Source organism: Streptomyces sp. NPDC014676 (genome assembly GCF_043084105.1).
In the GTDB taxonomy this organism is placed as follows: Bacteria; Actinomycetota; Actinomycetes; order Streptomycetales; family Streptomycetaceae; genus Streptomyces.
In genome coordinates, this window is the sequence record NZ_JBIBZI010000004.1 from 546,376 (window position 1) to 570,395 (window position 24,020).

Annotated in this window: 23 protein-coding genes; 13 read left to right on the forward strand and 10 right to left on the reverse strand. The window is 73.3% G+C overall.

The genetic code is table 11. The features are described 5' to 3' along the window. Nucleotides 1–59 precede the first annotated feature (59 nt). Together ftsH and folE are read left to right on the forward strand one after the other, a co-directional pair. A complete protein-coding gene (gene ftsH / locus ACF1DX_RS15135) occupies nt 60–2,099 on the forward strand; it encodes an ATP-dependent zinc metalloprotease FtsH (RefSeq protein ID WP_391791600.1) in 2,040 nt (679 codons plus the stop codon). Nucleotides 2,100–2,241: 142 nt separating this feature from the next. Then, entirely contained in the window at nt 2,242–2,847 is a 606-nt protein-coding gene (gene folE / locus ACF1DX_RS15140) for a GTP cyclohydrolase I FolE (RefSeq protein WP_391791601.1), read from the forward strand. Nucleotides 2,848–2,993: 146 nt separating this feature from the next. Here the strand turns inward: folE and ACF1DX_RS15145 are convergent, their stop codons facing one another. From ACF1DX_RS15145 to folP, 5 genes are all read right to left on the reverse strand, one after another. Then, on the reverse strand, nt 2,994–3,482 hold the full coding sequence (locus ACF1DX_RS15145; protein WP_391791602.1) for a DUF3180 domain-containing protein: 489 nt from the start codon (nt 3,480–3,482) through the stop codon (nt 2,994–2,996). Between the two features lie 60 nt (nt 3,483–3,542). Next, nucleotides 3,543–4,154 (reverse strand): 2-amino-4-hydroxy-6-hydroxymethyldihydropteridine diphosphokinase, encoded by a 612-nt coding sequence (gene folK / locus ACF1DX_RS15150; protein ID WP_030863374.1) that lies wholly within the window; start codon nt 4,152–4,154, stop codon nt 3,543–3,545. After that, entirely contained in the window at nt 4,151–4,510 is a 360-nt protein-coding gene (folB, locus tag ACF1DX_RS15155) for a dihydroneopterin aldolase (protein WP_391791603.1), read from the reverse strand. Before folB ends, folK begins: the two co-directional genes overlap by 4 nt. Nucleotides 4,511–4,795: 285 nt before the next feature. Then, nucleotides 4,796–5,299: a nuclear transport factor 2 family protein gene (locus ACF1DX_RS15160; RefSeq protein ID WP_217128848.1), complete on the reverse strand. Its 504-nt coding sequence runs from the start codon at nt 5,297–5,299 to the stop codon at nt 4,796–4,798. Continuing rightward, a complete protein-coding gene (folP, locus tag ACF1DX_RS15165) occupies nt 5,296–6,210 on the reverse strand; it encodes a dihydropteroate synthase (RefSeq protein WP_391791604.1) in 915 nt (304 codons plus the stop codon). Before folP ends, ACF1DX_RS15160 begins: the two co-directional genes overlap by 4 nt. A gap of 396 nt (nt 6,211–6,606) precedes the next feature. Here folP and ACF1DX_RS15170 point away from each other — a divergent pair, with 396 nt between their 5' ends. Further along, the gene (locus ACF1DX_RS15170) at nt 6,607–7,881 is read left to right on the forward strand and encodes a hypothetical protein (RefSeq protein ID WP_391791674.1); all 1,275 of its coding nucleotides are present in this window, start codon (nt 6,607–6,609) and stop codon (nt 7,879–7,881) included. Between the two features lie 316 nt (nt 7,882–8,197). On the opposite strand, the gene ACF1DX_RS15175 is transcribed toward ACF1DX_RS15170, so the two are convergent. Together ACF1DX_RS15175 and ACF1DX_RS15180 are read right to left on the reverse strand one after the other, a co-directional pair. After that, nucleotides 8,198–9,532 carry a PH domain-containing protein gene (locus tag ACF1DX_RS15175; protein ID WP_391791605.1) on the reverse strand — a complete coding sequence of 445 codons (1,335 nt, stop codon included), beginning with the start codon at nt 9,530–9,532 and terminating at the stop codon, nt 8,198–8,200. Beyond that, nucleotides 9,529–10,059 carry a PH domain-containing protein gene (locus tag ACF1DX_RS15180; protein ID WP_391791606.1) on the reverse strand — a complete coding sequence of 177 codons (531 nt, stop codon included), beginning with the start codon at nt 10,057–10,059 and terminating at the stop codon, nt 9,529–9,531. Before ACF1DX_RS15180 ends, ACF1DX_RS15175 begins: the two co-directional genes overlap by 4 nt. Nucleotides 10,060–10,090: 31 nt before the next feature. On the opposite strand from ACF1DX_RS15180, the gene ACF1DX_RS15185 reads away from it, so the two are divergent. Further along, nucleotides 10,091–11,242: an NADH-quinone oxidoreductase subunit D gene (locus ACF1DX_RS15185; RefSeq protein ID WP_391791607.1), complete on the forward strand. Its 1,152-nt coding sequence runs from the start codon at nt 10,091–10,093 to the stop codon at nt 11,240–11,242. Here ACF1DX_RS15185 and ACF1DX_RS15190 read toward each other — a convergent pair. Continuing rightward, complete coding sequence (locus ACF1DX_RS15190; protein ID WP_391791608.1) at nt 11,207–12,277, reverse strand: SAM-dependent methyltransferase; 1,071 nt, start codon at nt 12,275–12,277, stop codon at nt 11,207–11,209. The two genes, ACF1DX_RS15185 and ACF1DX_RS15190, sit on opposite strands and share 36 nt — an antisense overlap. A gap of 118 nt (nt 12,278–12,395) precedes the next feature. Between ACF1DX_RS15190 and ACF1DX_RS15195 the strand changes: the two genes are divergently transcribed. Both ACF1DX_RS15195 and ACF1DX_RS15200 read left to right on the forward strand, forming a co-directional pair. Next, nucleotides 12,396–13,598, forward strand: coding sequence for a sensor histidine kinase (locus ACF1DX_RS15195; RefSeq protein WP_391791609.1), 1,203 nt, complete (start codon nt 12,396–12,398; stop codon nt 13,596–13,598). A gap of 74 nt (nt 13,599–13,672) precedes the next feature. Then, the gene (locus tag ACF1DX_RS15200) at nt 13,673–14,344 is read left to right on the forward strand and encodes a response regulator (protein ID WP_391791610.1); all 672 of its coding nucleotides are present in this window, start codon (nt 13,673–13,675) and stop codon (nt 14,342–14,344) included. An 83-nt stretch (nt 14,345–14,427) separates the two neighbouring features. Here ACF1DX_RS15200 and ACF1DX_RS15205 read toward each other — a convergent pair whose 3' ends face one another. After that, on the reverse strand, nt 14,428–15,534 hold the full coding sequence (locus ACF1DX_RS15205) for a DUF5937 family protein (RefSeq protein ID WP_391791611.1): 1,107 nt from the start codon (nt 15,532–15,534) through the stop codon (nt 14,428–14,430). Between the two features lie 177 nt (nt 15,535–15,711). Then, on the reverse strand, nt 15,712–16,935 hold the full coding sequence (locus ACF1DX_RS15210; RefSeq protein ID WP_391791612.1) for a threonine aldolase family protein: 1,224 nt from the start codon (nt 16,933–16,935) through the stop codon (nt 15,712–15,714). Between the two features lie 233 nt (nt 16,936–17,168). On the opposite strand from ACF1DX_RS15210, the gene ACF1DX_RS15215 reads away from it, so the two are divergent. The 7 genes from ACF1DX_RS15215 (at nt 17,169) to ACF1DX_RS15245 (ending at nt 23,908) form a co-directional block, all read left to right on the forward strand. Further along, on the forward strand, nt 17,169–18,125 hold the full coding sequence (locus ACF1DX_RS15215; protein ID WP_391791613.1) for a Rossmann-like and DUF2520 domain-containing protein: 957 nt from the start codon (nt 17,169–17,171) through the stop codon (nt 18,123–18,125). A gap of 70 nt (nt 18,126–18,195) precedes the next feature. Further along, on the forward strand, nt 18,196–19,194 hold the full coding sequence (gene panC, locus ACF1DX_RS15220) for a pantoate--beta-alanine ligase (protein ID WP_391791614.1): 999 nt from the start codon (nt 18,196–18,198) through the stop codon (nt 19,192–19,194). Nucleotides 19,195–19,205: 11 nt separating this feature from the next. Then, nucleotides 19,206–20,951 carry an L-aspartate oxidase gene (locus ACF1DX_RS15225; protein ID WP_391791675.1) on the forward strand — a complete coding sequence of 582 codons (1,746 nt, stop codon included), beginning with the start codon at nt 19,206–19,208 and terminating at the stop codon, nt 20,949–20,951. Nucleotides 20,952–20,956: 5 nt separating this feature from the next. Continuing rightward, nucleotides 20,957–21,931: a carboxylating nicotinate-nucleotide diphosphorylase gene (gene nadC / locus ACF1DX_RS15230; protein WP_391791676.1), complete on the forward strand. Its 975-nt coding sequence runs from the start codon at nt 20,957–20,959 to the stop codon at nt 21,929–21,931. Nucleotides 21,932–21,939: 8 nt separating this feature from the next. After that, nucleotides 21,940–22,737, forward strand: a complete 798-nt coding sequence (locus tag ACF1DX_RS15235; protein WP_391791615.1) for a type III pantothenate kinase — start codon at nt 21,940–21,942, stop codon at nt 22,735–22,737. Nucleotides 22,738–23,113: 376 nt separating this feature from the next. Continuing rightward, nucleotides 23,114–23,704 carry a hypothetical protein gene (locus ACF1DX_RS15240; protein ID WP_391791616.1) on the forward strand — a complete coding sequence of 197 codons (591 nt, stop codon included), beginning with the start codon at nt 23,114–23,116 and terminating at the stop codon, nt 23,702–23,704. Nucleotides 23,705–23,731: 27 nt separating this feature from the next. Further along, a complete protein-coding gene (locus ACF1DX_RS15245) occupies nt 23,732–23,908 on the forward strand; it encodes a hypothetical protein (protein ID WP_391791617.1) in 177 nt (58 codons plus the stop codon). Nucleotides 23,909–24,020: the final 112 nt, after the last annotated feature.

Here is a 24,020-nt window from a genome sequence, read left to right on the forward strand (position 1 = left end):
GAACAGCCTTTATCAAACTCACTATGGCAGGAGGGACGGGGCGGCACCGCTCCGTATGGATGGACGTGAAGCGATACTTCCGTGGGCCGGTCATGTGGATCGTGCTGGCCGTCCTCGCCGTGGTCGTGTTGATGCAGGTCGTCGGCTCGTCCGGCGGCTATAAGACAGTGGACACCGGCGAGGTCGTCCAGGCGATCAATGAGAACAAGGTCGAGTCGGCCAAGCTGACCACCGGCGACGAGCAGATCATCAAGGTCCAGCTCAAGGACGGCGTCGAGGTCAAGGACAGCTCGAAGATCCAGGCGAGCTACATCGGTGACCAGGGCGTCACCATCGCCAGCACGCTGCAGGACAAGTTCCAGAACAAGCAGATCCCGGACGGCTACACGGTCTCGCCGTCCAAGCAGAACGCGTTCGTGAGCATTCTGCTGTCCCTGCTGCCCTTCGTCCTCATCGTGGTCGTCTTCCTGTTCCTGATGAACCAGATGCAGGGCGGCGGCTCCCGCGTCATGCAGTTCGGCAAGTCCAAGGCGAAGCTCATCACCAAGGACACCCCGAAGACGACGTTCGCCGACGTCGCGGGATCGGACGAGGCGGTGGAGGAGCTCCACGAGATCAAGGAGTTCCTGCAGGAGCCGGCGAAGTTCCAGGCCGTCGGGGCGAAGATCCCCAAGGGCGTCCTGCTCTACGGCCCGCCCGGTACGGGCAAGACCCTGCTCGCGCGTGCCGTCGCGGGCGAGGCCGGTGTGCCGTTCTACTCGATCTCCGGTTCCGACTTCGTCGAGATGTTCGTCGGTGTCGGTGCCTCCCGGGTCCGTGACCTGTTCGAGCAGGCCAAGGCGAACGCTCCCGCGATCGTCTTCGTCGACGAGATCGACGCGGTCGGCCGTCACCGCGGCGCCGGCCTCGGCGGTGGTCACGACGAGCGCGAGCAGACCCTGAACCAGCTCCTCGTCGAGATGGACGGCTTCGACGTCAAGGGCGGCGTGATCCTCATCGCCGCGACGAACCGGCCCGACATCCTCGACCCGGCGCTGCTGCGGCCCGGCCGCTTCGACCGCCAGATCGCGGTCGACCGCCCGGACATGCAGGGCCGCCTCGAGATCCTCAAGGTGCACCAGAAGGGCAAGCCGGTCGCCCCGGACGTCGACCTGTCGGCCGTCGCCCGCCGCACCCCCGGCATGACCGGTGCCGACCTGGCCAACGTGCTCAACGAGGCCGCGCTGCTGACCGCGCGCAGCGATCAGAAGCTGATCGACAACAAGATGCTGGACGAGGCGATCGACCGTGTGGTCGCGGGCCCGCAGAAGCGGACCCGGATCATGTCGGACAAGGAGAAGAAGATCACCGCGTACCACGAGGGCGGACACGCCCTGGTGGCGGCGGCCTCCCCGAACTCCGACCCCGTCCACAAGATCACGATCCTTTCCAGGGGCCGTGCCCTCGGTTACACGATGGTGCTCCCGGACGAGGACAAGTACTCGACCACGCGCAACGAGATGCTGGACCAGCTCGCCTACATGCTGGGCGGCCGCGCGGCCGAGGAGCTCGTCTTCCACGACCCGACCACCGGTGCCGCCAACGACATCGAGAAGGCCACCGGTGTGGCCCGTGCGATGGTCACGCAGTACGGCATGACCGAGCGGCTCGGCGCCATCAAGTTCGGCGGCGACAACACCGAGCCGTTCCTCGGACGTGAGATGGCCCACCAGCGCGACTACTCGGAAGAGGTCGCCGCGCTGGTCGACGAAGAGGTCAAGAAGCTCATCGAGACCGCGCACAACGAGGCGTGGGAGATCCTCGTCGAGAACCGTGACGTCCTCGACAACCTGGTCCTGGCCCTCCTGGAGCGGGAGACGCTGGGCAAGGAGGAGATCGCCGAGATCTTCGCGCCGATCGTCAAGCGCCCGCCCAGGCCCGCCTGGACCGGCTCCTCCCGCCGTACGCCGTCCACCCGCCCGCCGGTCCTCTCCCCCAAGGAGCTGGCCCTGACGAACGGGGCGAACGGCGCGACGCCGGCCATCACCACCGCCAAGAGCACCGCGGCGGACCCCGTCCCGGCGCCGGAGCGGACCCCGGAGGAACGCCCCGAGAGCTGATCCCGAGGCTCCCGGTGGCCCCACCGGGCCCGGAATGGATGCCGCGCCCCCCTGGTTCTAGCCTGGGGGGCGCGGCACTTTGTGTACCCGCAGTTGAGACGCGTGCCCCTCACGCGTGAAGGCACAGGAACGAGGCACCCACATGACCGACCCCGTGACGCTGGACGGCATGACCCCCATCGGAGAGTTCGATGAGAAGCGGGCCGAGAACGCCGTACGCGAGCTCCTGATCGCGGTCGGTGAGGACCCGGACCGGGAAGGCCTGCTGGAGACTCCGGCGCGGGTGGCGCGGGCGTACCGGGAGATATTCGCGGGGCTGTGGCAGAAGCCCGAGGACGTGCTGACGACGACGTTCGACCTCGGTCACGACGAGATGGTGCTGGTCAAGGACATCGAGGTGTACTCGACCTGTGAGCACCATCTGGTGCCGTTCCGGGGCGTGGCGCACGTCGGGTACATCCCGGCCACCAGCGGGAAGATCACGGGACTGTCCAAGCTGGCGCGGTTGGTGGACGTCTATGCCCGCCGCCCGCAGGTGCAGGAACGACTCACCACGCAGATCGCGGACTCCCTGATGGAGATCCTGGAGCCGCGGGGGGTGATCGTGGTCGTGGAGTGCGAGCACATGTGCATGTCGATGCGGGGCATCCGCAAGCCCGGTGCGAAGACCCTCACCTCGGCCGTGCGCGGTCAGTTGCGGGACGCGGCGACGCGCAACGAGGCGATGAGTCTGATCATGGCGCGCTGACGCGCCGCGCGTCATGCGCCGACACAGGTGTGCCTGAGGGCGCGGGCCGGCGCGGGCGGGTCTGAGACTCCGTGTTGTCGCGGGTGGGCTTGAGGTTCCGGGCCGGCGCGGGTGCGTCCGGGGCTCCGGGCCGGCGTGGGCGCGTCTCAGGCCGCCGGTGCCGTGCCCGGGCCGTTCGTGTCGTCGTCCTCCGGGAGCTTGCAGACGCGCTCCAGGAAGATGGCCGCCGCTATGACGCCGATGCCCGCCAGGACCGAGAAGCCGGCGTAGATGGCCTGGTCACGGCGGGCGGGGATGTCCAGGGACTCCAGCAGGAAGACGCCCGTGCCGCCGTACATGCCGGCGACGAGCGCGGCCACCAGGGCGCTGGCCTGCCCGAACACGACCGCGCGGGCGGCCATCAGGGGGTCGACGCCCTTGGCGTCGGCCTGCCGCTCGCGCTGGGCCTTGAGGCGGGCGCGGAGGGACAGCGCGGTGGCCGCGAGGACCACCGCGATCAGGGCGAGGACGATGGGCGCGGCCACGGGCACGCTCGGAAGGGTGCCCAGGGAGTTCCAGAGGCGGGCGCCGGCCCAGGACAGGATCCCGGCCACGACGAAGACGCCTGCCAGCACCCTGATGCGCAGCTCTTTCACGGTGTCCCTTCGCGTTCCCCCGGACGGTGCCCCGGAATGTGGTCGTCTCGACCTTAACGGCTACTCGGGCAGCCGGAGTTCCAGGTCCGCGCGGGGTGTGACTCCTTCACGGGTGACCGCGCCGAGGAGATCGGCCACCGGGCCGCGGCCGGGCAGCTCCGCCTCGGGGTCGACGTCGTGCCAGGGGGCGAGCACGAAGGCGCGCTCGTGGGCGCGCGGGTGCGGGAGCGTGAGCCGCGGGTCGTCGGAGTGGAGATCCGCGTAGGAGACGATGTCCACGTCCAGGGTGCGCGGGCCCCAGCGCTCGTCCCGGACCCGGTGGAAGGCCTCCTCGACCGCGTGTGCCCGCTCCAGCAGGGAGGACGGGGGCAGGGTGGTCTTCAGCACCACGACCGCGTTGAAGTACGAGGGCTGGCTGCCGGGCTCGACGCCCCACGGCTCCGTCTCGTACACGGGGGAGACGGCCTTGACCCGGATGCCCGGGGTGTCCTCCAGTGCGTCGACGGCCCCCTGGAGGGTCTCCAGGCGGTTGCCCAGGTTGGCGCCGAGGGAGACCACGGCCCGCTTGGGGTTCTGCAGGGTGGTGTCGGCGGCGTCGACCCGCTCGACCACGGAGGCGGGGACGGGCTGGACGGTCGGGTCGGTGTGGCCCTGGGTGGACGGCCTGGTCATACGCGGCTCCGGGTGATGGTGACGGTCACGTCGTCGAAGGGCACGGTGATCGGCGCGTCCGGCTTGTGGACGCACACCTCGACCTCCCGCACCGCGTCGTGCTTCAGACAGACCTGGGCGATGTGCTCGGCGAGCGTCTCGATGAGGTTGAGCGGTTCGCCCTGGACGACCGCCACGACCTCCTCGGCCACGATGCCGTAGTGCACGGTCTTCGTCAGGTCGTCGTCGGCCGCGGCCGGCCGGGTGTCCAGGCCGAGGACGAGGTCCACGATGAAGGTCTGGCCCTCCTCGCGTTCCTTGGGGAACACACCGTGGTGCCCGCGGGCCTTCAGGCCGCGCAGCGCGACACGATCCACGCGAATCACTCCTGCAGTCGTCGGTCCGGCCGGTCGGTGCCTGTGCGGACGGCACACCGGCCCGCACTCGAATCTACCCGCGGGCACCGACAGCGCCGGTGGCCCGGGGGTGCGGGGGCGGGCCGGCGGCCGGGGATTTCACCGCCCGTTTCCCCTGGGGAAAGCGGGGGCTCACGGGGTGGTGGCCGTTCCTGCCCGCCCTGTCGTGATTCCCACCACTTCCGGTGGGGGGACGACGGGCCATGAGGTCCGTCTGTCCGTCTGTCCGTCTGTCCGTCTACCCGTTCAGGCCGGAGTGTCGTCGTCCTCGTCGTCCTCTTCCTCGGCGAGGACCGGGGAGGCGTGGTGGGACCAGAGCTTCCAGCCGGACGGGGTGCGCCGGAACACGTTGGTGGCGACGACGAGCTGGCCGACCAGGGGGCCGAGCTCCTCACCGGCCTCGGGGGCGGGGCCGCCGCTGAGGATGTTCTCGGTGCACGTCACCAGGGCGGTGTCGCCGGTGACGGAGACATGCGTGTCGGTGAGGAAGAACTGGATGTAGTCGGTGTTCGCCATGATCAGGGCGTACGACCTGAGCACCTCGCCGCGTCCGGTGAGCACGGGCCAGCCGGGGTGCACGCAGGAGACCACTCCGGTGTCCGCGGGGTCGTGGTACGACTCGTCGACGCCGAGGTCGCCGGGGGTCAGCCAGAGCGACGCGACCTCTTCGAAGTCGCCCCTTTCGAGCGCCTCGTAGAAGGCGGTGTTGGCGGCCTCGACGTGTTCGACGTCGGTGTGGGGTGCGCTCACCGGGCTCCTTCTGCGCCGTGCGCGCCGGGTTCGGGGGGTGTGGTGTACGCCGTGCGCGCCCGCGCTATGGCGCGGGTGACCCGTACGGCGTCCGCGGTGGCGCGTACCTCGTGCACGCGGACCGCCCAGGCGCCGGCCTGCGCGGCGAGGGCGGAGACGGCGGCGGTGGCCGCGTCGCGCTCCCGCGCGGGCGGTGCCGCGCCGTCCGGACCGGCCAGGACACGGCCGAGGAACCGCTTGCGGGAGGCGGCGACGAGCACCGGGTGGCCGAGGGCCAGGACGCGGTCGAGGCGGGCGAGGAGGGCCAGGTCGTGGTCGGCGCCCTTGGAGAAGCCGAGACCGGGGTCGACGATCACACGGTCGGCGGCGATCCCGCCTTCCAGAACGGCCTCCACGCGCGCGTGGAGTTCCTCGGCGACCTCCGTGACCACGTCGGCGTACACACCCTCGATGTTGCCGCCCTCCAGGAAGCCGCGCCAGTGCATGACGACGAAGGGGGCGCCGGCGGCGGCGACGACGGGGATCATGGCCGGATCGGCGAGTCCGCCGCTGACGTCGTTGACCAGGGCGGCGCCGGCCGCGAGGGACTGTTCGGCGACGGAGGCGCGCATGGTGTCGACGGAGACGGTGACGCCCTCGGCGGCGAGGCCGCGGACCACGGGTATGACGCGCCTGAGCTCCTCGGCCTCGTCGACGCGGGTGGCGCCGGGCCGGGTGGACTCGCCGCCGACGTCGACCAGGTCGGCGCCCTGGGCCACCAGGTCGAGGCCGTGCTTGACGGCGGTCGTCGTGTCGAACCAGCGGCCGCCGTCGGAGAAGGAGTCGGGGGTGACGTTCACGACTCCCATGACCGCGCAGCGGTCCCAGTGAGGAAGGCCCGCGACCTGGCGGCGTCCGCTGTGGTTGCTCATATGTTCAGCGTAGGCCCGTGAGGGGCCGGGGTACGCCTCGGGCCGGGCGGGGCGTCCGGGGCCCGCGGGGTGCCGTGGAGGCTGTTCGGCGCCCCGGCGACGGTGTACGGACGGCTGTCCGGCGCCCCGGCGACGGCGTACGGACGGCTGTCCGGCGAGGCGGTCGGGATGCGCGGAGTTCACCGGGCGGAGTTCGGCGGGCGGTTCACGGGGCAATAAACGATCTTGATAATTGGGCAATACGTCTATTCACGTGTCATGCGCGTTCCCTGATGCCCTGTGAAATCCTCGGCGTGGCTTTGTTTTTACGGGGCGGAGCACCATCATTCGCCTACGCGCGGTAAGTTTCTGGCCATGCCACGTGGACGTCACCGTCATTCCCCGCCTCTGCACAGGATGCTGCCCCCGTCGGCGATCGCAGGCGTGTCCGTCGTCTGCGCCCTGGGGTCCTGGGTGTTCACGCAACCGATGGTGCTTCGTGTCCTGGCCGCGGCCGCCGCGGTCACGGCGATCGCCGGCGCCGTCGTCATGCGGAACTGGGACGCTCAGGCGGGCAAACGCGTCGCCGAGCTCACGCGCGCGCGTGCGAGCGATGAATGGCGTTTCGAGGAGCGGGTCGCCGAACTGGAGTCCGACCTCGAGGAGTCGCGCGAGCTGCGGGCGAAACTGGAGCAGCGGTTGCGCGCCAAGCGCGCGGAACTCGCCGGGCTGCGCAACGAGCACGCGGCTCTGCTGCGGCGGTACGCCGCGTCGGAGGTCGACCGGGCGAGCGTCCTGGAGGAACGCCGGGTGCTCGAGATAGAGGCCGCGGTTCCGGCCCGCGCGCTGCCGGCGGGGCCGTCGGCGGCACCCGGTGACGCGGAGGTGCCGGAGCAGGCGGAGTCCGGGACGGTGGAGCGGGACGAGGCCGTCACCGAGGAGACGCCGGCGGCTCCGTCCGTCTTCTCGCCGGAGGGATCGAAGCTGTTCCTGCGCGCCGGCGCGGCACTGGCGCGGCTCGCCGCGGACGCGGACGCCGTGGAGGACGGCGCCGGCACGGACGTACGGACCGACGAGACGTCCGGGCAGGCCGACGACGACGCCCGGACCGGTGACACGCCGGAGGACGACGGTTCCCCGAAGGGTGACGACGCCAGCGAGGGTCCCGAGGACGACGGTTCCCCGAAGGGTGACGACGCCTCCGGGGGCCCCGAGGACGACGGCCCCGAGCCCACGAAGCGGTCCGAGCGGGACCAGGAGCAGGAGGACGAGGCCGAGACCGAGGGCCGGTCCGGGGCGGTCGACGAGCACGAGCGTACGACCGTCGACTCCCCCGCACCGGCCGCTCCTCCGGCCCAGTCCGTGCGGCAGCCCTCCGGGCACTTCACCGTGCCGACGGCGGTGGCGGTCGTGCCGCCGACCGCACCGGTACGGCGGCCGGTGTCCGAGGGCGGCTTCGACTTCTTCGGGACGAAGAAGGACACGGACGACGCCGCCCTGGACACCGTGCAGAACGAGGACCTCGCCGACGTCGTCGGCCAGGAGGCGCTCGCGCTGCACAAGGCGGAGGCCGAGGCGCGGTTCAAGCCCGCCGACGAGGAGGCGCGCGGCACCGGCCAGGTCATCGACCTGACGGCACACGACGAGACGGAGCACATCGACGTCGAGGGCCTGCGCAGCGCGGTCTCCTGACCCGCCGCACCGGCCGGACGGGCCCCGCGGACGAGGAGGGGAGCGATCCTCCGGGCAGAACGGCGCATACGCGGTGCGCCGCCTGGAGAATCGCTCCCCTCGGTGTTCGGTGACGGGATCCGCCCACGGCATCCGGTGTACGCGGGGCCCGTCCGGCGTTCCGGTGCGCCCGGGCGGGCGATGCGGCACCCACGCGTAGGGCGGCCGCTCCCGTCCTCCGCGCGCCGCTCGTCCCAGCGGTTCCGGCAAGCCCGCTCCGCCCCTGTGCGTCGCCGGTCCCGGCAGCCCCGGCAGGCGTTTCGCCGCCGGTGCGGGTTCAGGCCATCCAGCGGTCCGGGCGGGCGTCCCTGCGGCCGGTGCGGGAGCGTTCCGCCTGGGAGCGCAGGAGGGCCGCCGCCTCCGTGGCGTCCCTCAGGCGGGCCGTCACCGACTTGTTCGCGCCGGTGTCCACGTGGACGTCCGCGACCCCCCGGGCCCGCCGCCAGGGGCCCTGGGCCAGCCGCACGCTCTGCACCTTGGCGTGCGGCACCAGGGACAGGCTGCGGCGCAGCAGCCCGTGGCGGGTGGCGAACACCGCGTCGGTGACGGCGAGTCCGTAACCCCGCCACCACAACGGAACGCACCACCGCGCGCGGCGCGGCGGCCGGGAGAGCGCCTCGCGCGGGGGCACGCTCACCCCGGGCAGCACCCGCGCGACGACCGACTCGGCGAGCTCGCGCGGAGCGACCGGCAGCAGCAGGGAGTTGGACGAACCCGCCACGTCCAGTTCCACCCGCACCCAGCCCCGTCGTCGCCACAGCAGCGGCTCGACCAGCCGTACGGTCTGCACGCGCCCCGGCGGCACCGTCTCGTGCGCCCGGTCCAGCAGCCCGTGGTCGATGCGCAGCCCGTCGGGCGACTCGCCCAGCGTCCAGTCGTACTCGGCGACGAACCGGCCCACACTGCTCGCGCCCGCGGCGCCGAACAGCGGCACGGCCGCGGCGAGCACCGTCCACAGGCTGTGGGTGGCCGTCCACAGCAGCGGCACCACGACGGCGGCGACGAGGAGCCAGCCCCAGGTCGCCCCGGTCAGCAGCAGGGAGACGGCGAGGACGCCCGGCGGCACCCGCAGCATCTCCCGGGACGGTGCCTCGCCCACCTCGTGCGCGGTCTCCGGCGCGAAACCCGCCGCCCGCGCGAGGAGTTCCGCGCGTAGCGCACGCGCCTCGCCGGCGCCCAGGAAGGCGAGTTCGTCCTTCTTGTCGGTGCCTATGACGTCGAGTCTGAGCTTCGCCACGCCCGCCACCCGCGCGAGCAGCGGCTGGGTGACGTCGATGGCCTGGATCCGTTCGAGGCGGATGTGCGCGGTGCGCCGGAACAGCAGCCCGGTGCGGATGCGCAGCTCGCTCTCGGTCACCGCGAAGTGGGTGAACCACCAGGTCAGAAAGCCGTAGAGGGCGGCGGCCGGGATGAGTGCGGCGAGACCGATCAGCAGGTGCGTCGTCGTCAGCCGGGTCAGCTGGCGCTGCGCCTGGTCGGGGTCGTGCAGCGCCCACCCGATCAGCACCGCGACGGGCGCCCACGCCCGCCTGAGCGGGGTGACGGGGTGCAGCCGCCTCTCGGTCACGGGCGGCCGGTCGCGTACGTCCCCGTGGACGCCGGGGGCCGTCACAGCCCCGCCGATCGGGCCTCGCCGAGCTCGGTGAGCCGGTCGCGCAGCCGCTCCGCCTCGGCCGGGTCGAGGCCGGGGATGGTGGCGTCGGTCGCCGCGGCGGCCGTGTGGAGCTGCACGCTGGCCAGCCCGAAGTGCCGTTCGACGGGCCCGGAGGTGACCTCGACCAGTTGCATCCGCCCGTACGGCACGACCGTCTCCTCGCGCCACAGCACGCCCCGGCTGATCAGCAGGTCGTCGGCGCGCTCCGCGTACCGCCAGGAACGCCAGTTCCGCTCCAGCAGCACCCAGCCCCAGATCAGCAGGGCCAGCGGCAGCAGCGCGAAGGCGGCCCAGCCGGGCCCGGCCAGCATCCCCGGCACCAGCCCGGTGGCCAGGGTCAGCAGCCCCAGCCACACCACCAGCAGCAGCCGCCGCATCCGCAGCAGTCCCGGGGGCAGCGCGATCCACGCCGGCTCCCCGCCGTCCGAGGCCGCCGGCCCGCCCGTTCCCGCTGTCCCCGTGTCGTGCGGGCTCCCCGTCTCCATGGGCCCAGCGTACGTAGGGGAGACTGTGTTCATGACTCCTACGACGGAGACCATGGTCGGTATCGGCGGCGCGGCGGAGAGCACCGACATGGTGCTCAACATCGGGCCCCAGCACCCGTCCACGCACGGCGTGCTGCGGCTGAAGCTCGTCCTGGACGGCGAGCGCATCGTCCGCGCGGAGCCCGTGATCGGCTATATGCACCGGGGCGCGGAGAAGCTGTTCGAGGCCCGCGACTACCGCCAGATCATCATGCTGGCCAACCGCCACGACTGGCTGTCGGCGTTCTCCAACGAGCTGGGCGTGGTCCTCGGCGTGGAGCGGATGCTCGGCATGGAGGTTCCCGAGCGCGCGGTGTGGCTGCGCACGCTGCTCGCGGAGCTGAACCGGGTGCTCAACCACCTGATGTTCCTCGGCTCCTATCCGCTGGAGCTGGGCGGCATCACCCCGATCTTCTACGCCTTCCGGGAGCGCGAGGAGCTCCAGCACGTCATGGAGGAGGTCTCCGGCGGGCGCATGCACTACATGTTCAACCGCGTGGGCGGCCTCAAGGAGGACCTCCCCGCCGGATGGACCACGCGTGCGCGCGGCGCCGTCGCCGACGTCCGCTCCCGCATGGACCGCTTCGACGACCTGGTGCTCGGCAACGAGATCTTCCGCGGCCGCACGCGCGGCGTCGGCGTGCTGTCGCCCCGGGCGGTGCACGCGTACGGGGTGAGCGGGCCGATCGCCCGCGCGTCCGGCGTCGACTTCGACCTGCGCCGCGACGAGCCGTACCTCGCCTACGGCGAACTGGGTGACGTCCTGAAGGTGGTGACCCGTGAGGAGGGGGACTGCCTCGCCCGCTTCGAGTGCCTCCTGGAGCAGACCCACAACGCCCTCGACCTCGCCGACGCCTGCCTCGACCGGCTCGCCGAGCTGCCCCCCGGCCCGGTCAACCAGCGGCTCCCGAAGGTGCTCAAGGCGCCCGAGGGGCACACGTACGCGTGGACCGAGAACCCGCTCGGCATCAACGGCTACTACCTGGTCAGCAAGGGCGAGAAGACCCCGTACCGGCTGAAGCTGCGCTCGGCGTCGTACAACAACATCCAGGCGCTCGCCGAGCTGCTGCCGGGGACGCTGGTCGCGGACATGGTGGCGATCCTCGGGTCACTGTTCTTCGTCGTCGGAGACATCGACAAGTAGGTCCCCTGAGGCGAACAGGTCCCCCGCGATCCCCACCGGCTGCACCAGCCACCCGAAGTCGCCGAGTCCGCCCGGCGCGGTGAGTTCGGCGGCCTCGCCGGCGCCCGCGAGGGCGCGTACGTACCCGGCCGGGTCGGTGGACGCCAGCGTGAGCGGGGGGCGTGCGCCGCTGACGCCCAGGGCGCGCAGGGCGTCCCGCTGGGTCAGCAGGCGCGTGCCGGGGAGCGCGCGGGCCGCGGCGCACGCGTCCAGGGCGACGTGCGTGGTGAGGTCGCACGTCCCGTCCGGCACGGGCGTCGTCTCCCGCCCCTCCCGGAACGCGGTGAGCGTCCCGAACGGCGGTCGCGCGGTGGCCGTGTGCGCGTAGTCCACGGCGACGGCGAGCCCCTGCGCGAGCGTGCCGACGGCCGACGCCCAGGCCCGGTCCCGCGGCAGCCCGATCTCCGCGCGGAGTCCCTCTTCGGCCCCCAGTGGCCACCACCGCGCCAGCCACTCGGCCGCCGCACCCGCGACCGGCTCCCCGAGCCGCTCCGTCCCGTCCTCCCGCACCAGCACCAGCCGCGGTACGCCCGACGGGTCCACCTCGGCGACGTCCACGGGCACGTTGTCCAGCCACTCGTTGGCGAAGAGCAGTCCCGTGATCCCCTCCGGGGGCTCGGCCCGCCACTCGATCCGGTGATCCAGCCCGGCCGGCCGCCCGGCGAGCTCGACGGCGTACGCGCGCACGCGCGGCGCCACGCCGGCGGGCAGCGCGGCGAGGACACCGCTGACCAGTTCGCCCCGCCCGGCCGCCATGTCCACGAAGTCGAGCACCGCCGGCCGCCCCAGCGCCTCGTCGACCCGGCACAGCAGCCGCGCCACCGCGCGGGCGAACAGCGGTGAGGCGTGCACGGACGTACGGAAGTGCCCGGCCGGGCCCGCGCCGGGCCCGCGGTAGAAGCCGCCAGGACCGTACAGGGCGTCCTGGGCCGCCTCCCGCCAGCCCCGCGGGCCCCGCCGGCCGCCCTCCGCCTCACCTGCCGTCGCCGTCGTCACCGGCCCAGGTTAAGCGCGCCGACATGCCCGGCCTCCACCTTGCGGAGTACGCGTGCCGACCGGGGATCGGCCCTCCGGTTGACCCCTGCACGCATTTCGCTTCCCTACGCTGGGTTACGTGCAGCGCCTCTATGACTTCCTCCGCAGACACCCGACGTGGGTCGACGGCTTCTGGGCCGTGGTCCTGTTCGGGATTTCGGTGATCGGCGGAGCGACCGTGGAGGAGTCCCGGGGGACGGACCTGCCCGCCCTCACGGTGCCGGTCGTGCTGCTGCTGTCGCTGGTCGTCGCGCTGCGCCGCCGGATGCCCGAGCGGATGCTGGTCCTCGCCCTCGCCGTGGGCCTGGGGCAGCTGATCGCGGACGTGGCGACGATGCCCGCCGACTTCGCCCTGCTGATGATCGTCTACACGGTCGCGGCGGTCGGGGCGCGCTGGTCCTCCCGTCTCGCGCTCTCCGCGGCCCTGGTCGCGGCCCCGCTGGCGCAGCTGCGCTGGCCCAACCACGAGGCGGGCACGGCGGAGAACATCGCCATAACGATCTTCCAGGCGGTGCCGTTCGCCCTCGCCTGGGTGCTCGGCGACTCCATCCGCACCCGCCGTGCGTACTTCGCGCAACTGGAGGAGCGGGCCGCCCGGCTGGAGAAGGAGCGCGAGGCACAGGCCAAGGTCGCGGTCGCCGCCGAACGCGCCCGGATCGCCCGCGAGCTGCACGACGTCGTCGCGCACAACGTGTCGGTGATGGTGGTGCAGGCCGACGGCGCCGCCTACGTCCTCGACGCCGCCCCCGACCAGGCCAAGAAGGCCCTGGAGACGATCTCCTCCACCGGCCGCCAGGCCCTCGCCGAGATGCGCCGCCTGCTGGGCGTGCTGCGCACCGGCGAGCACCAGGAGGCCGGGGAGTACGTGCCGCAGCCCGACGTGCGGCAGATAGAGGACCTCGTCGAGCAGTGCCGGGGGTCGGGACTGCCGGTGGACTTCAAGGTCGAGGGCACTCCGCGCCCGCTGCCCAGCGGCGTCGAGCTCACCGCGTACCGCATCGTGCAGGAGGCGCTCACCAACACCCGCAAGCACGGGGGCTCCGACGTGGGCGCCAGCGTGCGCCTGGTGTACTTCGACGACGGTCTCGGCCTCCTCGTGGAGGACGACGGCAAGGGCGCCCCGCACGAGCTGTACGAGGAGGGCGGCTTCGACGGGCAGGGGCACGGCTTGATCGGCATGCGCGAGCGGGTCGGCATGGTCGGCGGCACCCTGGACGCGGGCCCGCGCCCCGGCGGAGGATTCCGCATCAGTGCGCTGCTGCCGCTCAAACCCGCGCATTGACGCCCGCGCACGCCCCCGTTGACACCTGTCACACCCCCCCGCGACGACTTGACGACCGAATGGAAGAGGCCCCGATGACGATCCGCGTGATGCTCGTCGACGACCAGGTGCTGCTGCGCACCGGATTCCGGATGGTGCTCGCCGCCCAGCCGGACATGGACGTCGTGGCGGAGGCGGGCAACGGGGTCGAGGCCCTGGAGGTGCTGCGGTCCACCGCCGTCGACGTGGTGCTGATGGACGTCCGCATGCCCAAGCTCGACGGCGTGGAGACGACCCGCCGGATCTGCGCGGACACCGACCCGCCGAAGGTGCTGATCCTCACCACCTTCGACCTCGACGAGTACGCCTTCTCCGGACTGAAGGCGGGCGCGTCCGGCTTCATGCTCAAGGACGTGCCGCCGGGCGAACTGCTCGCCGCCATCCGCGCGGTGCACAGCGGCGACGCCGTGGTCGCCCCGTCCACCACCCGCCGGCTCCTGGACCGGTTCGCGCCGATGCTGCCCAGCACGGACCGGCAGCCCGAGCACAAGCAGCTAGAGCGTCTCACCGAGCGCGAGCGGGAGGTCATGGTGCTGGTCGCGCAGGGCCTGTCCAACGGCGAGATCGCGGCCCGGCTTGTGCTCTCCGAGGCCACCGTGAAGACCCACGTGGGCCGCATCCTGACCAAGCTGGGCCTGCGCGACCGCGTACAGGTCGTCGTCCTCGCCTACGAGACGGGTCTGGTACGGGCCGGCGGACACGGCTGAACGGACGGCCGCGGACCCGGCTGCGGCAGGCGGGCGTGGGCGTCCACCACATCCGCTTCGGCCGACGGGCCCGGTACCCGCCGTCAGCGCAGGATCCCCTCCAGGAAATCGCTGCCGAGCCGGGCCACCACCGTCACGTCCAGCTGGTGCAGCACGTACCGCCCACGGCGGCGGGTGGTGATCAGGCCGGCCTTCTTCAGCACGCCCAGGTGCCGGGATATCTCCGGCGCCGTCATGCCGTGCACCTGGACCAGCTCGCCGGTGGTGTACGCGCTGCGGGCGAGGTGGCGGCACATGCGCATGCGGACCGGGTGGGACAGCGCGGTCATCCGCAGGGCCAGCTGCTCGACCGTCGGCGGGGCGGCCGGCTCGGCGGAGCCGACCGGGTAGTGCAGCACCGGCTGCCAGCCGTACCGGTGCAGCACCATCAGGTGCGGCCGGCCGAGACCGGTCGGGATCAGCAGCAGCCCGCCGTCGCCCGTGGCCGTACGCCCCTCGCCCAGCTTGTCGACGGTGATCCGCCCGGCGGCCTCGTCGAGCGTCACCGCGGGCGACACCGCCGCCAGCGCCTCGGCCAGTCCCTTGTGCCGGAGCAGGTCGGTCTTCAGGCGGGTGTCCGCGGCGAGCTGATGCCGCAGCCGGGACCACGCCTCGGCGAAGAACGCCTCGTCGCAGTCCCGCAGGAACCGCCGCAGCCAGTCCCTGATCCGCGGCGGATCGGCGAGCAGCCGCTCGGTGAACTCCGTCTGGCGCGGCCCCCGCGCGGCGGCCAGCTCCAGCGAGCGGCGCCGCAGTTCTCCGTCGGTGAGCGGGCCCGCGCCCGGAGCGCCGTAGGGGAGCGCGCAGGTGAACTCCAGGGCGGCGTCCACGAACTGCTCGTCCGACAGCTTGTCCAGCAGGTCCAGTTCCTCGTCGAGGGTGCCGCCCGGGAGCGTCGCGCGGCCCGGCAGGCCGGCGCTCGGCAGGAACAGGTCCGAGAACGTCGTGCGCCACAGGAAGTCGGCCTCGCACATCCGGTCCGCGAGATGCGGGTCCAGCCGCGCGGTCACGCCCGTCACCCAGCCCTGGAGTCCCGGGTGGTGCCCCGGCTCGGACAGCGCGTGCAGCGCCATGCCGAGCTCGGCCAAGGGCGAGGGCACGACGGCGATCCTCTCCGGCCGGAGGCCCGCGATGTCGATGCTCACGCTCATGCACACATGGTGCACCTTGTCCGCGCCGGGCCTGAGCGCGAGGCGTTTTCGCCCCCGCCGCCCCTTCCCGTCCCGAAACTGGGGCTCCGCCCCAGACCCCGCTCCTCAAACGCCGGAGGGGCTAAATCTCAGCGCCCCGGGATGGGACGGGAAGGGGCGGCGGGAGCGAGGAAACCCTCAGGCTGCCCGCAGCAGCCGCCGCGCGAACTCCTCCGCCGCCTCCCGCACGTCCCCGGCGCTCCACTCCAGGCCGTCGGACCGCACGTACACCTCCGTGGCGGCCACCCCCGGCCCCTTCGGACCCCAGTGGTCGGCGAAGAGCATCGCCCCCGTCTCCTCCGCCGCCGCGATCGCCGCCTCGGCGACCACATCCGCCTCGTACGGCAGCCACACCTGGAAGTCGTGGGTGTGCGGGACCTCGGGGTGGACGCGGAACCAGGGCATCCCCCCTGCCTCCAGGCCCTCGCGCAGCGCGGCGGCCACCACGCGCGCGTGCCGGACGTACTCCGGCAGCCGGGGCAGCTCCCGGTCCAGGCCGATCAGCGCCGACAGCGCGGTCGGGAACTGCTGGAACACGTTGCCCCCGTACCGGTGCCGCCAGGCCTTCGCCTCCTCCACCAGCGTCGTGGGACCGGCGAGGGCCGCGCCGCCGAACGCGCCGAGGGACTTGTAGAACGACACGTAGACGCTGTCCGCGAGGCCCGCGATCTCCTCCAGCGGCCGGCCGAAGTGCTCGGCGCACTCCCACAGCCGGGCCCCGTCGACGTGCACGACCGCCTCGCGTTCCCGCGCGGCGTCCACGACCTCGGTCAGCTCCTCCCACGTGGGCAGCACGAAACCGGCGTCCCTGAGCGGCAGCTCCAGCATCAGCGCCCCGAAGGGCTCCTCGAAGTCGCGCACCTCTTCGGCGGTGGGCAGCCGCGGCTCGCTCGTCACCCGCACCGGCCGCAACCCGCTGACCTGGCTGAACGCGTTCCGTTCATGCACCTCGGGGTGGCTGAGCGGATGCAGCGCGACCGCGGGGTCGCCGGTGCGGCCGGCCCAGCAGCGCAGCGCCACCTGCTGGGCCATCGTGCCGGTCGGGAAGAACGCGGCGGCCTCGGTGCCGAGCAGACCGGCGACCCGCTTCTCCAGGGCCTCGACGACACCGTTGCCGTAGACGTCGGACATCTCGTCGAGGTCGTACACGCTCCCCGCGTCCTCCAGCAGCGCCAGCCGCTCCCGGAGCGGGGCGACGAAGCCGAGGCGCGCGAGCACGCGCGGGGCACCGCGCCAGGCGGCGATCCGCCGTTCGCGCAACGTCGGCCGCGACGCGCCGTCCGCCTCCGGGCCGGACTCCCGCCCGTCCCGCACCCTCGTGGTGTCACTCGTGCCGTCCGTATCACTCATACGCGCGATCATCCCGCGCCCCGCCCGCGCGGGCACCCCCCCATGTCCGTACGCGCAGGCCCGTACGCACGGGGGCCCACGCCGCACGCGCGCGTGCCGCACCGTTTCCGCACGCGCGTGTGTCACGACAGCGGACGGAAACCCACAGCCTGTGGACAACCGGCCGCCCCCGGAACCGATCGCGTTAACATGACGAGAAATCGTCCGGTACCCCGAGCGGACTGGAACGGGAAGGCCGCCGTCGCGTGAACACAACCCCACAGCCAGATCCCCGAGGCCGCCCCGCGCGGCTCACCGTCGGCGTCGTCGGCGCCGGACGCGTGGGCCCCGCCCTGGCCGCGTCCCTCCAGCTCGCCGGACACCGCCCGGTGGCCGTCTCCGCCGTCTCCGACGCCTCCCGCAGGCGCGCCGAGCGGATGCTCCCCGACGTGCCGGTGGTGCCGCCCGCCGAGGTCCTCCAGCGGTCCGAGCTGGTCCTGCTGACCGTCCCGGACGACGCCCTGCCCGAGCTGGTCTCCGGGCTCGCCGACACCGGCGCGGTCCGGCCGGGCCAGCTGCTGGCGCACACCTCCGGGCGGTACGGCGCGAAGGTCCTCGACCCCGCCCGGCGGGCCGGCGCGCTGCCGCTCGCCCTGCATCCCGCGATGACGTTCACCGGCACCCCCGTCGACGTGCAGCGCCTCGCCGGGTGCTCCTTCGGCGTCACCGCCCCCGAGGAGCTGCGGCTGGCCGCCGAGGCCCTCGTCGTCGAGATGGGCGGCGAGCCGGAATGGATCGCCGAGGAGAACCGCCCGCTCTACCACGCGGCCCTCGCCCTGGGCGCCAACCACCTGGTCACGCTGGTCGCCCAGTCCCTGGAACTGCTGCGCACCGCCGGTGTCGAGGCCCCCGACCGGATGCTCGGCCCGCTGCTCGGCGCCGCCCTGGACAACGCCCTGCGCTCCGGCGACGCGGCCCTCACCGGCCCGGTCGCGCGCGGCGACGCGGGCACGGTCGCCGCGCACGTCACCGAGTTGCGCCGGCACGCCCCGGGGGCCGTCGCCGGCTACCTGGCGATGGCCCGCGCGACCGCCGACCGGGCCCTCGCCCACGGCCTGCTGAAACCGGAACTCGCCGAGGACCTCCTCGGAGTGCTCGCCGACGGCCCCGGCGGAACCGCCGGGGCCGACGGCACCGGAAGCGCCCCGGGGGAGGACCGATGAGCGACACGCCCCGGCACCCCGCCCACCCCACCCCCGCGACGACGCGCGCGTCCCGGAACGGAGTCACCCGATGACCGCCACCCTGCTGCGCACCGCCGCCGGACTGCACGCACGCGCGCGTACCGGCCGCCGTGCCGTCGTGATGACCATGGGGGCCCTGCACGAGGGCCACGCCACGTTGATCCGCACCGCGCGGGGGATCGCCGGCCCCGACGGCGAGGTCGTGGTCACCGTCTTCGTCAACCCGCTGCAGTTCGGCGCGGGCGAGGACCTGGACCGCTACCCGCGCACCCTGGACGCCGACATCGAGCTCGCCGGTCAGGCGGGCGCCGACGCCGTCTTCGCCCCGTCCGTGGACGAGGTCTACCCGGGCGGCGAACCCCAGGTCCGCGTCACGGCCGGCCCCATGGGCGAACGCCTGGAGGGCGCCGCCCGCCCCGGCCACTTCGACGGCATGCTCACCGTCGTCGCCAAACTGCTCCACCTCACCCGCCCCGACGTCGCGCTGTACGGCCAGAAGGACGCCCAGCAGCTCGCCCTGATCCGCCGCATGGTGCGGGACCTGAACTTCGGCGTCGAGATCGTCGGCGTGCCCACCGTCCGCGAGGAGGACGGGCTCGCCCTGTCCAGCCGCAACCGCTACCTCTCGCCCGCCGAGCGGCGCACCGCGCTCGCCCTGTCCCAGGCCCTGTTCGCGGGCCGCGACCGGCACGCCGCCCAGCAGGCGCTGCGCGCGCGGGCGAGTGAGGTGCCCGCCACGCGCGCGCGTGCCGAGGCGCTCAGCGCCATGGGGGAGTCCCGCGCGGCGGCCGACGCGCACGCCGTCGCCACGACCGCCGGCGGCCCGGCGGCCGTCCGCGCCGCCGCCCGCCTGGTCCTCGACGAGGCCGCCCGCCTCACGCCGCCCCTCGACCTGGACTACCTGGCCCTGGTCGACCCGTCCGACTTCACCGAGATCGGCGACGACTTCACCGGAGAGGCCGTCCTCGCCGTGGCCGCCCGCGTGGGCGCCACCCGCCTGATCGACAACCTCCCCCTCACCTTCGGAACCTTCGGAGCCGCCTCGTGACCAGCACAGGCATACGCCCGCCCGTCGCCCACCACCCCCGCACGGGAGCCCTCGGAGAGCGCCCCCGTCTGCACGCGCCCGCGCCCGGATGGTCCATCGACGCGGACGTCGTGGTCGTCGGCTCCGGCGTCGCCGGCCTCACCGCCGCCCTGCGCTGCGAGGCCGCCGGCCTGACGACGGTGGTCGTCACCAAGGCCCGCCTCGACGACGGCTCCACCCGCTGGGCCCAGGGCGGCATCGCCGCGGCCCTCGGCGAGGGCGACACCCCCGAGCAGCACCTGGACGACACCCTGGTCGCCGGCGCGGGCCTGTGCGACGAGGAGGCGGTCCGCATCCTCGTCACCGAGGGCCCCGACGCCGTACGCCGCCTCATCGAGACCGGCGCGCACTTCGACGAGTCGGCCGACGGCGACCTGGAACTCACCCGCGAGGGCGGCCACCACCGCCGCCGCATCGCCCACGCGGGCGGCGACGCCACCGGCGCGGAGATCTCCCGCGCCCTCGTCGAGGCGGTCCGCGCACGCGGGATGCGCACCATCGAGAACGCCCTCGTCCTCGACCTCCTCACCGACGCCGACGGCCGCACCGCCGGCGTCACCCTGCACGTCATGGGGGAGGGCCAGCACGACGGCGTGGGCGCCGTCCACGCGCCCGCCGTGGTCCTGGCGACCGGCGGCATGGGCCAGGTCTTCTCCGCGACCACGAACCCCGCCGTCTCCACGGGCGACGGCGTGGCCCTCGCCCTGCGCGCGGGCGCCGAGGTGAGCGACCTCGAATTCGTCCAGTTCCACCCCACGGTCCTCTTCCTCGGCCCGGACGCGGAAGGCCAGCAGCCGCTCGTCTCCGAGGCGGTACGCGGCGAGGGCGCCCACCTGGTGGACGCCGACGGCGTGCGCTTCATGCGGGGGCAGCACGAACTGGCCGAACTCGCCCCGCGCGACATCGTCGCCAAGGGCATCATGCGCCGCATGCGGGAGCGGGACACCGAGCACATGTACCTCGACGCCCGCCACTTCGGCGCCGAGATGTGGGAACACCGCTTCCCCACGATCCTCGCCGCCTGCCGCGCGCACGGCATCGACCCGGTCACCGAGCCCGTTCCGGTCGCCCCGGCCGCCCACTACGCCTCCGGCGGCGTCCGCACCGACTCCCACGGCCGCACCACCGTGCCCGGCCTGTACGCGTGCGGCGAGGTCGCCTGCACCGGCGTGCACGGCGCCAACCGCCTCGCCTCCAACTCCCTCCTCGAGGGCCTGGTCTACGCCGAGCGCATCGCCGCCGACATCGCGCGCGCCGGAAACACCCTCCACGCGCGCGTGCCGCAACCGCTCCCCGTCACGGAGCGCCCCGCCCACCCCCTCCTCCCCCCGGAGGCCCGCTTCACCATCCAGCGGATCATGAGCCGGGGAGCGGGCGTCCTGCGCTCCGAGGCGTCGCTCTCCGAGGCCGCCGACCGGCTCCACCACCTGCACGCCGAAGCGCGCGACGCCCTCGACGAGAACGGCAAGACCGCCGAGCCCGGCGTCGACACCTGGGAGGCCACCAACCTCCTGTGCGTGGCCCGCGTCCTGGTCGCCGCCGCGCAGCGGCGCGAGGAGACCCGCGGCTGCCACTGGCGCGAGGACCGTCCCGAGCGCGACGACACGGCCTGGCGCCGCCACATCGTCGTACGGCTGAATCCGGACCGATCGCTGGCGGTGCACTCCACCGACACCACAGACTTCCCCCCGACCCTCACCCAGGCCCAGGAGCAGTGACAGCAGTGACCACCCCCGACCTTCCCCTCGTCCCCTCCGGCGGCTGTGGCGACGGCTGCGCCTGCGGCGCCGACGAGGAGACCTACCTGGAGTGCGGCCTCGACCCCGCGCTCGCCCAGCTCCTGGCCGACGCCGGCCTCGATCCCGTCGAGGTCGAGGACATCGCCAACGTCGCCCTCCAGGAGGACCTGGCCCACGGCGTGGACGTGACGACGGTCGCGACCATCCCGGAGGACGCCGTCGCCACCGCCGACTTCACCGCGCGGGAGGCGGGCACGGTGGCGGGCCTCAGGGTCGCCGAGGCCGTCATGTCGGTCGTCTGCACGGAGGAGTTCGAGGTCGAACGCCACGTGGAGGACGGTGACCGCGTGGAGGCGGGCCAGAAGCTCCTCTCGATCACCACCCGCACGCGCGACATCCTCACGGCGGAACGCAGCGCCCTGAACCTCCTGTGCCGCCTGTCGGGCATCGCGACCGCCACGCGCGCGTGGGCGGACGTCCTCGAAGGCACCAAGGCGAAGGTCCGCGACACCCGCAAGACCACGCCCGGCCTGCGCAGCCTGGAGAAGTTCGCCGTGCGTTGCGGCGGCGGCGTCAACCACCGCATGTCCCTCTCGGACGCGGCCCTGGTCAAGGACAACCACGTGGTGGCCGCCGGCGGTGTCGCCGAGGCCTTCAACGCGGTCCGCGAGCGCTTCCCCGACGTCCCGATCGAGGTCGAGGTCGACACCCTGCACCAGCTCCGCGAGGTCCTGGACGCCGGCGCCGACCTGATCCTGCTGGACAACTTCACACCCGGCGAGTGCGCGGAGGCGGTGGCCCTCGTCGACGGCCGCGCCGCCCTGGAGGCCTCGGGCCGCCTCACCCTCACCAACGCCAAGGCCTACGCCGACACGGGCGTCGACTACCTGGCCGTGGGAGCCCTCACCCACTCCTCGCCGATCCTGGACATCGGCCTCGACCTGCGAGCGGCGGAGTAGGACCGGTCATGCTGCTGACGATCGACGTGGGCAACACCCACACCGTCCTGGGCCTCTTCGACGGCGACGACATCGTCGAACACTGGCGCATCTCCACGGACGCGCGCCGTACGGCCGACGAACTCGCGGTCCTCCTCCAGGGCCTGATGGGCATGCACCCGCTGCTGGGTGACGACCTGGGCGACGGCATCGACGGCATCGCGATCTGCGCGACGGTCCCGTCCGTCCTGCACGAGTTGCGCGAGGTCACCCGCCGCTACTACGGGGACGTCCCGGCGGTGCTGGTCGAGCCGGGCGTGAAGACGGGCGTGCCGATCCTCACCGACAACCCCAAGGAGGTCGGCGCGGACCGCATCATCAACGCGGTCGCGGCGGTCGACCTCTACGGCGGTCCGGCGATCGTCGTCGACTTCGGCACGGCGACGACGTTCGACGCGGTCTCCGCGCGGGGGGAGTACGTCGGCGGGGTCATCGCCCCCGGCATCGAGATCTCCGTCGAGGCGCTCGGCGTCCGCGGCGCGCAGCTGCGGAAGATCGAGGTGGCGCGTCCGCGCAGTGTGATCGGCAAGAACACGGTCGAGGCGATGCAGTCCGGCATCATCTACGGATTCGCCGGTCAGGTCGACGGTGTGGTCGACCGGATGGCCCGCGAGCTGGCGGACGATCCCGAGGACGTGACGGTCATCGCGACGGGTGGGCTGGCGCCGATGGTGCTGGGCGAGAGCTCGGTCATCGACGAGCACGAGCCGTGGCTGACGCTGATCGGTCTGCGCCTGGTGTACGAACGCAACGTGTCACGTCTGTGACGCGCGCGGGTGCCCGCGCGGCGGCCCGGTGCCGTACGGGGTGCACCTCGCTGTGGTGGGCCGGCGCTGGGTTCGTGCGCCCGGTGCCGTACGGGGTGCGCTGCGTCGCTGTGGGCCGGGAGGTGTTCGCGCGGCCCGGCGCTCACGGGGTGCCTCCCGCAGAGGGGGTACCCCCAGCCCACCCGTGCCGCCCCAGCGGCACGACCGCCCGCGGAGGGCGGCGGGGCAGCGGGGCAGTGACAGCGGTTGCCCGCGGGAGCGGCGGGGCGGTGTCCCGCCGCTCCCGGGTGGGCGGTGTCCCGCCCACCCGGGTGGCACCCCACGCCACACCTGCCCCATACGCGATGTTTGTCTGATTAGCGCGTATCGTCGCAGCATGCCCACGCCCTACGGACCCCGCGGCGGCATGGCGTTCGGCGCGGAGGAACTGCGCGTGCTCCGTCGCGCTCTCGCCCTCGCCCTGTGCCCCACCCCCGCCTCGGCCGACGACCTCCAGGACTGCCTCCGCCTCGTCACGGACCTCGACGAGGCGACGCGGGAAAGTGCCCGGCTGCGCGCCTTCCTCCTGGCCGACCTCGGCCGCTACCGCGCGGCTCTCCCCGGCACCGCCGCCGGCTACCTCACGCTCCTGGAGGAGGCGCTGGGCGCCGGATACCGCCCCCACTCCGACGACCTGGCCGCCCTCCGGGCCCTGCGCGGCAACCCCACCGCCGCCACCCTCCTGCGCCACTGCCGGCGCACCTTCCTCCTGGCCCTCCCCGGAGGCCGCGCGGCCACCGAGGACCCGCAGAAGAAACAGGACCCGTCCCGGAAGCCGGCCGCTCCCCGCCCCGCCCCGAACCCCACTCCCACCCCCACTCCCACCCCCGCGCCCGGCCCCGCCCGCCCCATCCCCACCCCCGGCGAGGTCTTCCCCAGGCGCAAACCCACCCCGCCCCCACCGGACCAGCACCTGGCCGCCGGCTGACGGTCCCCGCTGCCCTACCCTGGACCCATGGACTACGTCTCCGCGCTCCTCCCCCCGGCCGTCATGGCCGTTTTCTTCATCGGCGTGATCCGGGTGATCGTGAAGACCCAGGGCGGCGCCAACAAGACCAAGGAGGACGCCGTGGTCGACGCGGCCCTCGCGCGGGTGCAGGGCTCACCGCCCGCCCCCAAGGCCGAGGCCTGACCGGCCCGACTCCAGCAGCCCCCGGCGTACGACCCAAGGTCGTACGCCCTTTTTGTTCATGTTTGTCAACGATCATGCCTGTCCGGCACGCCATCACCGGGATCCACCACTA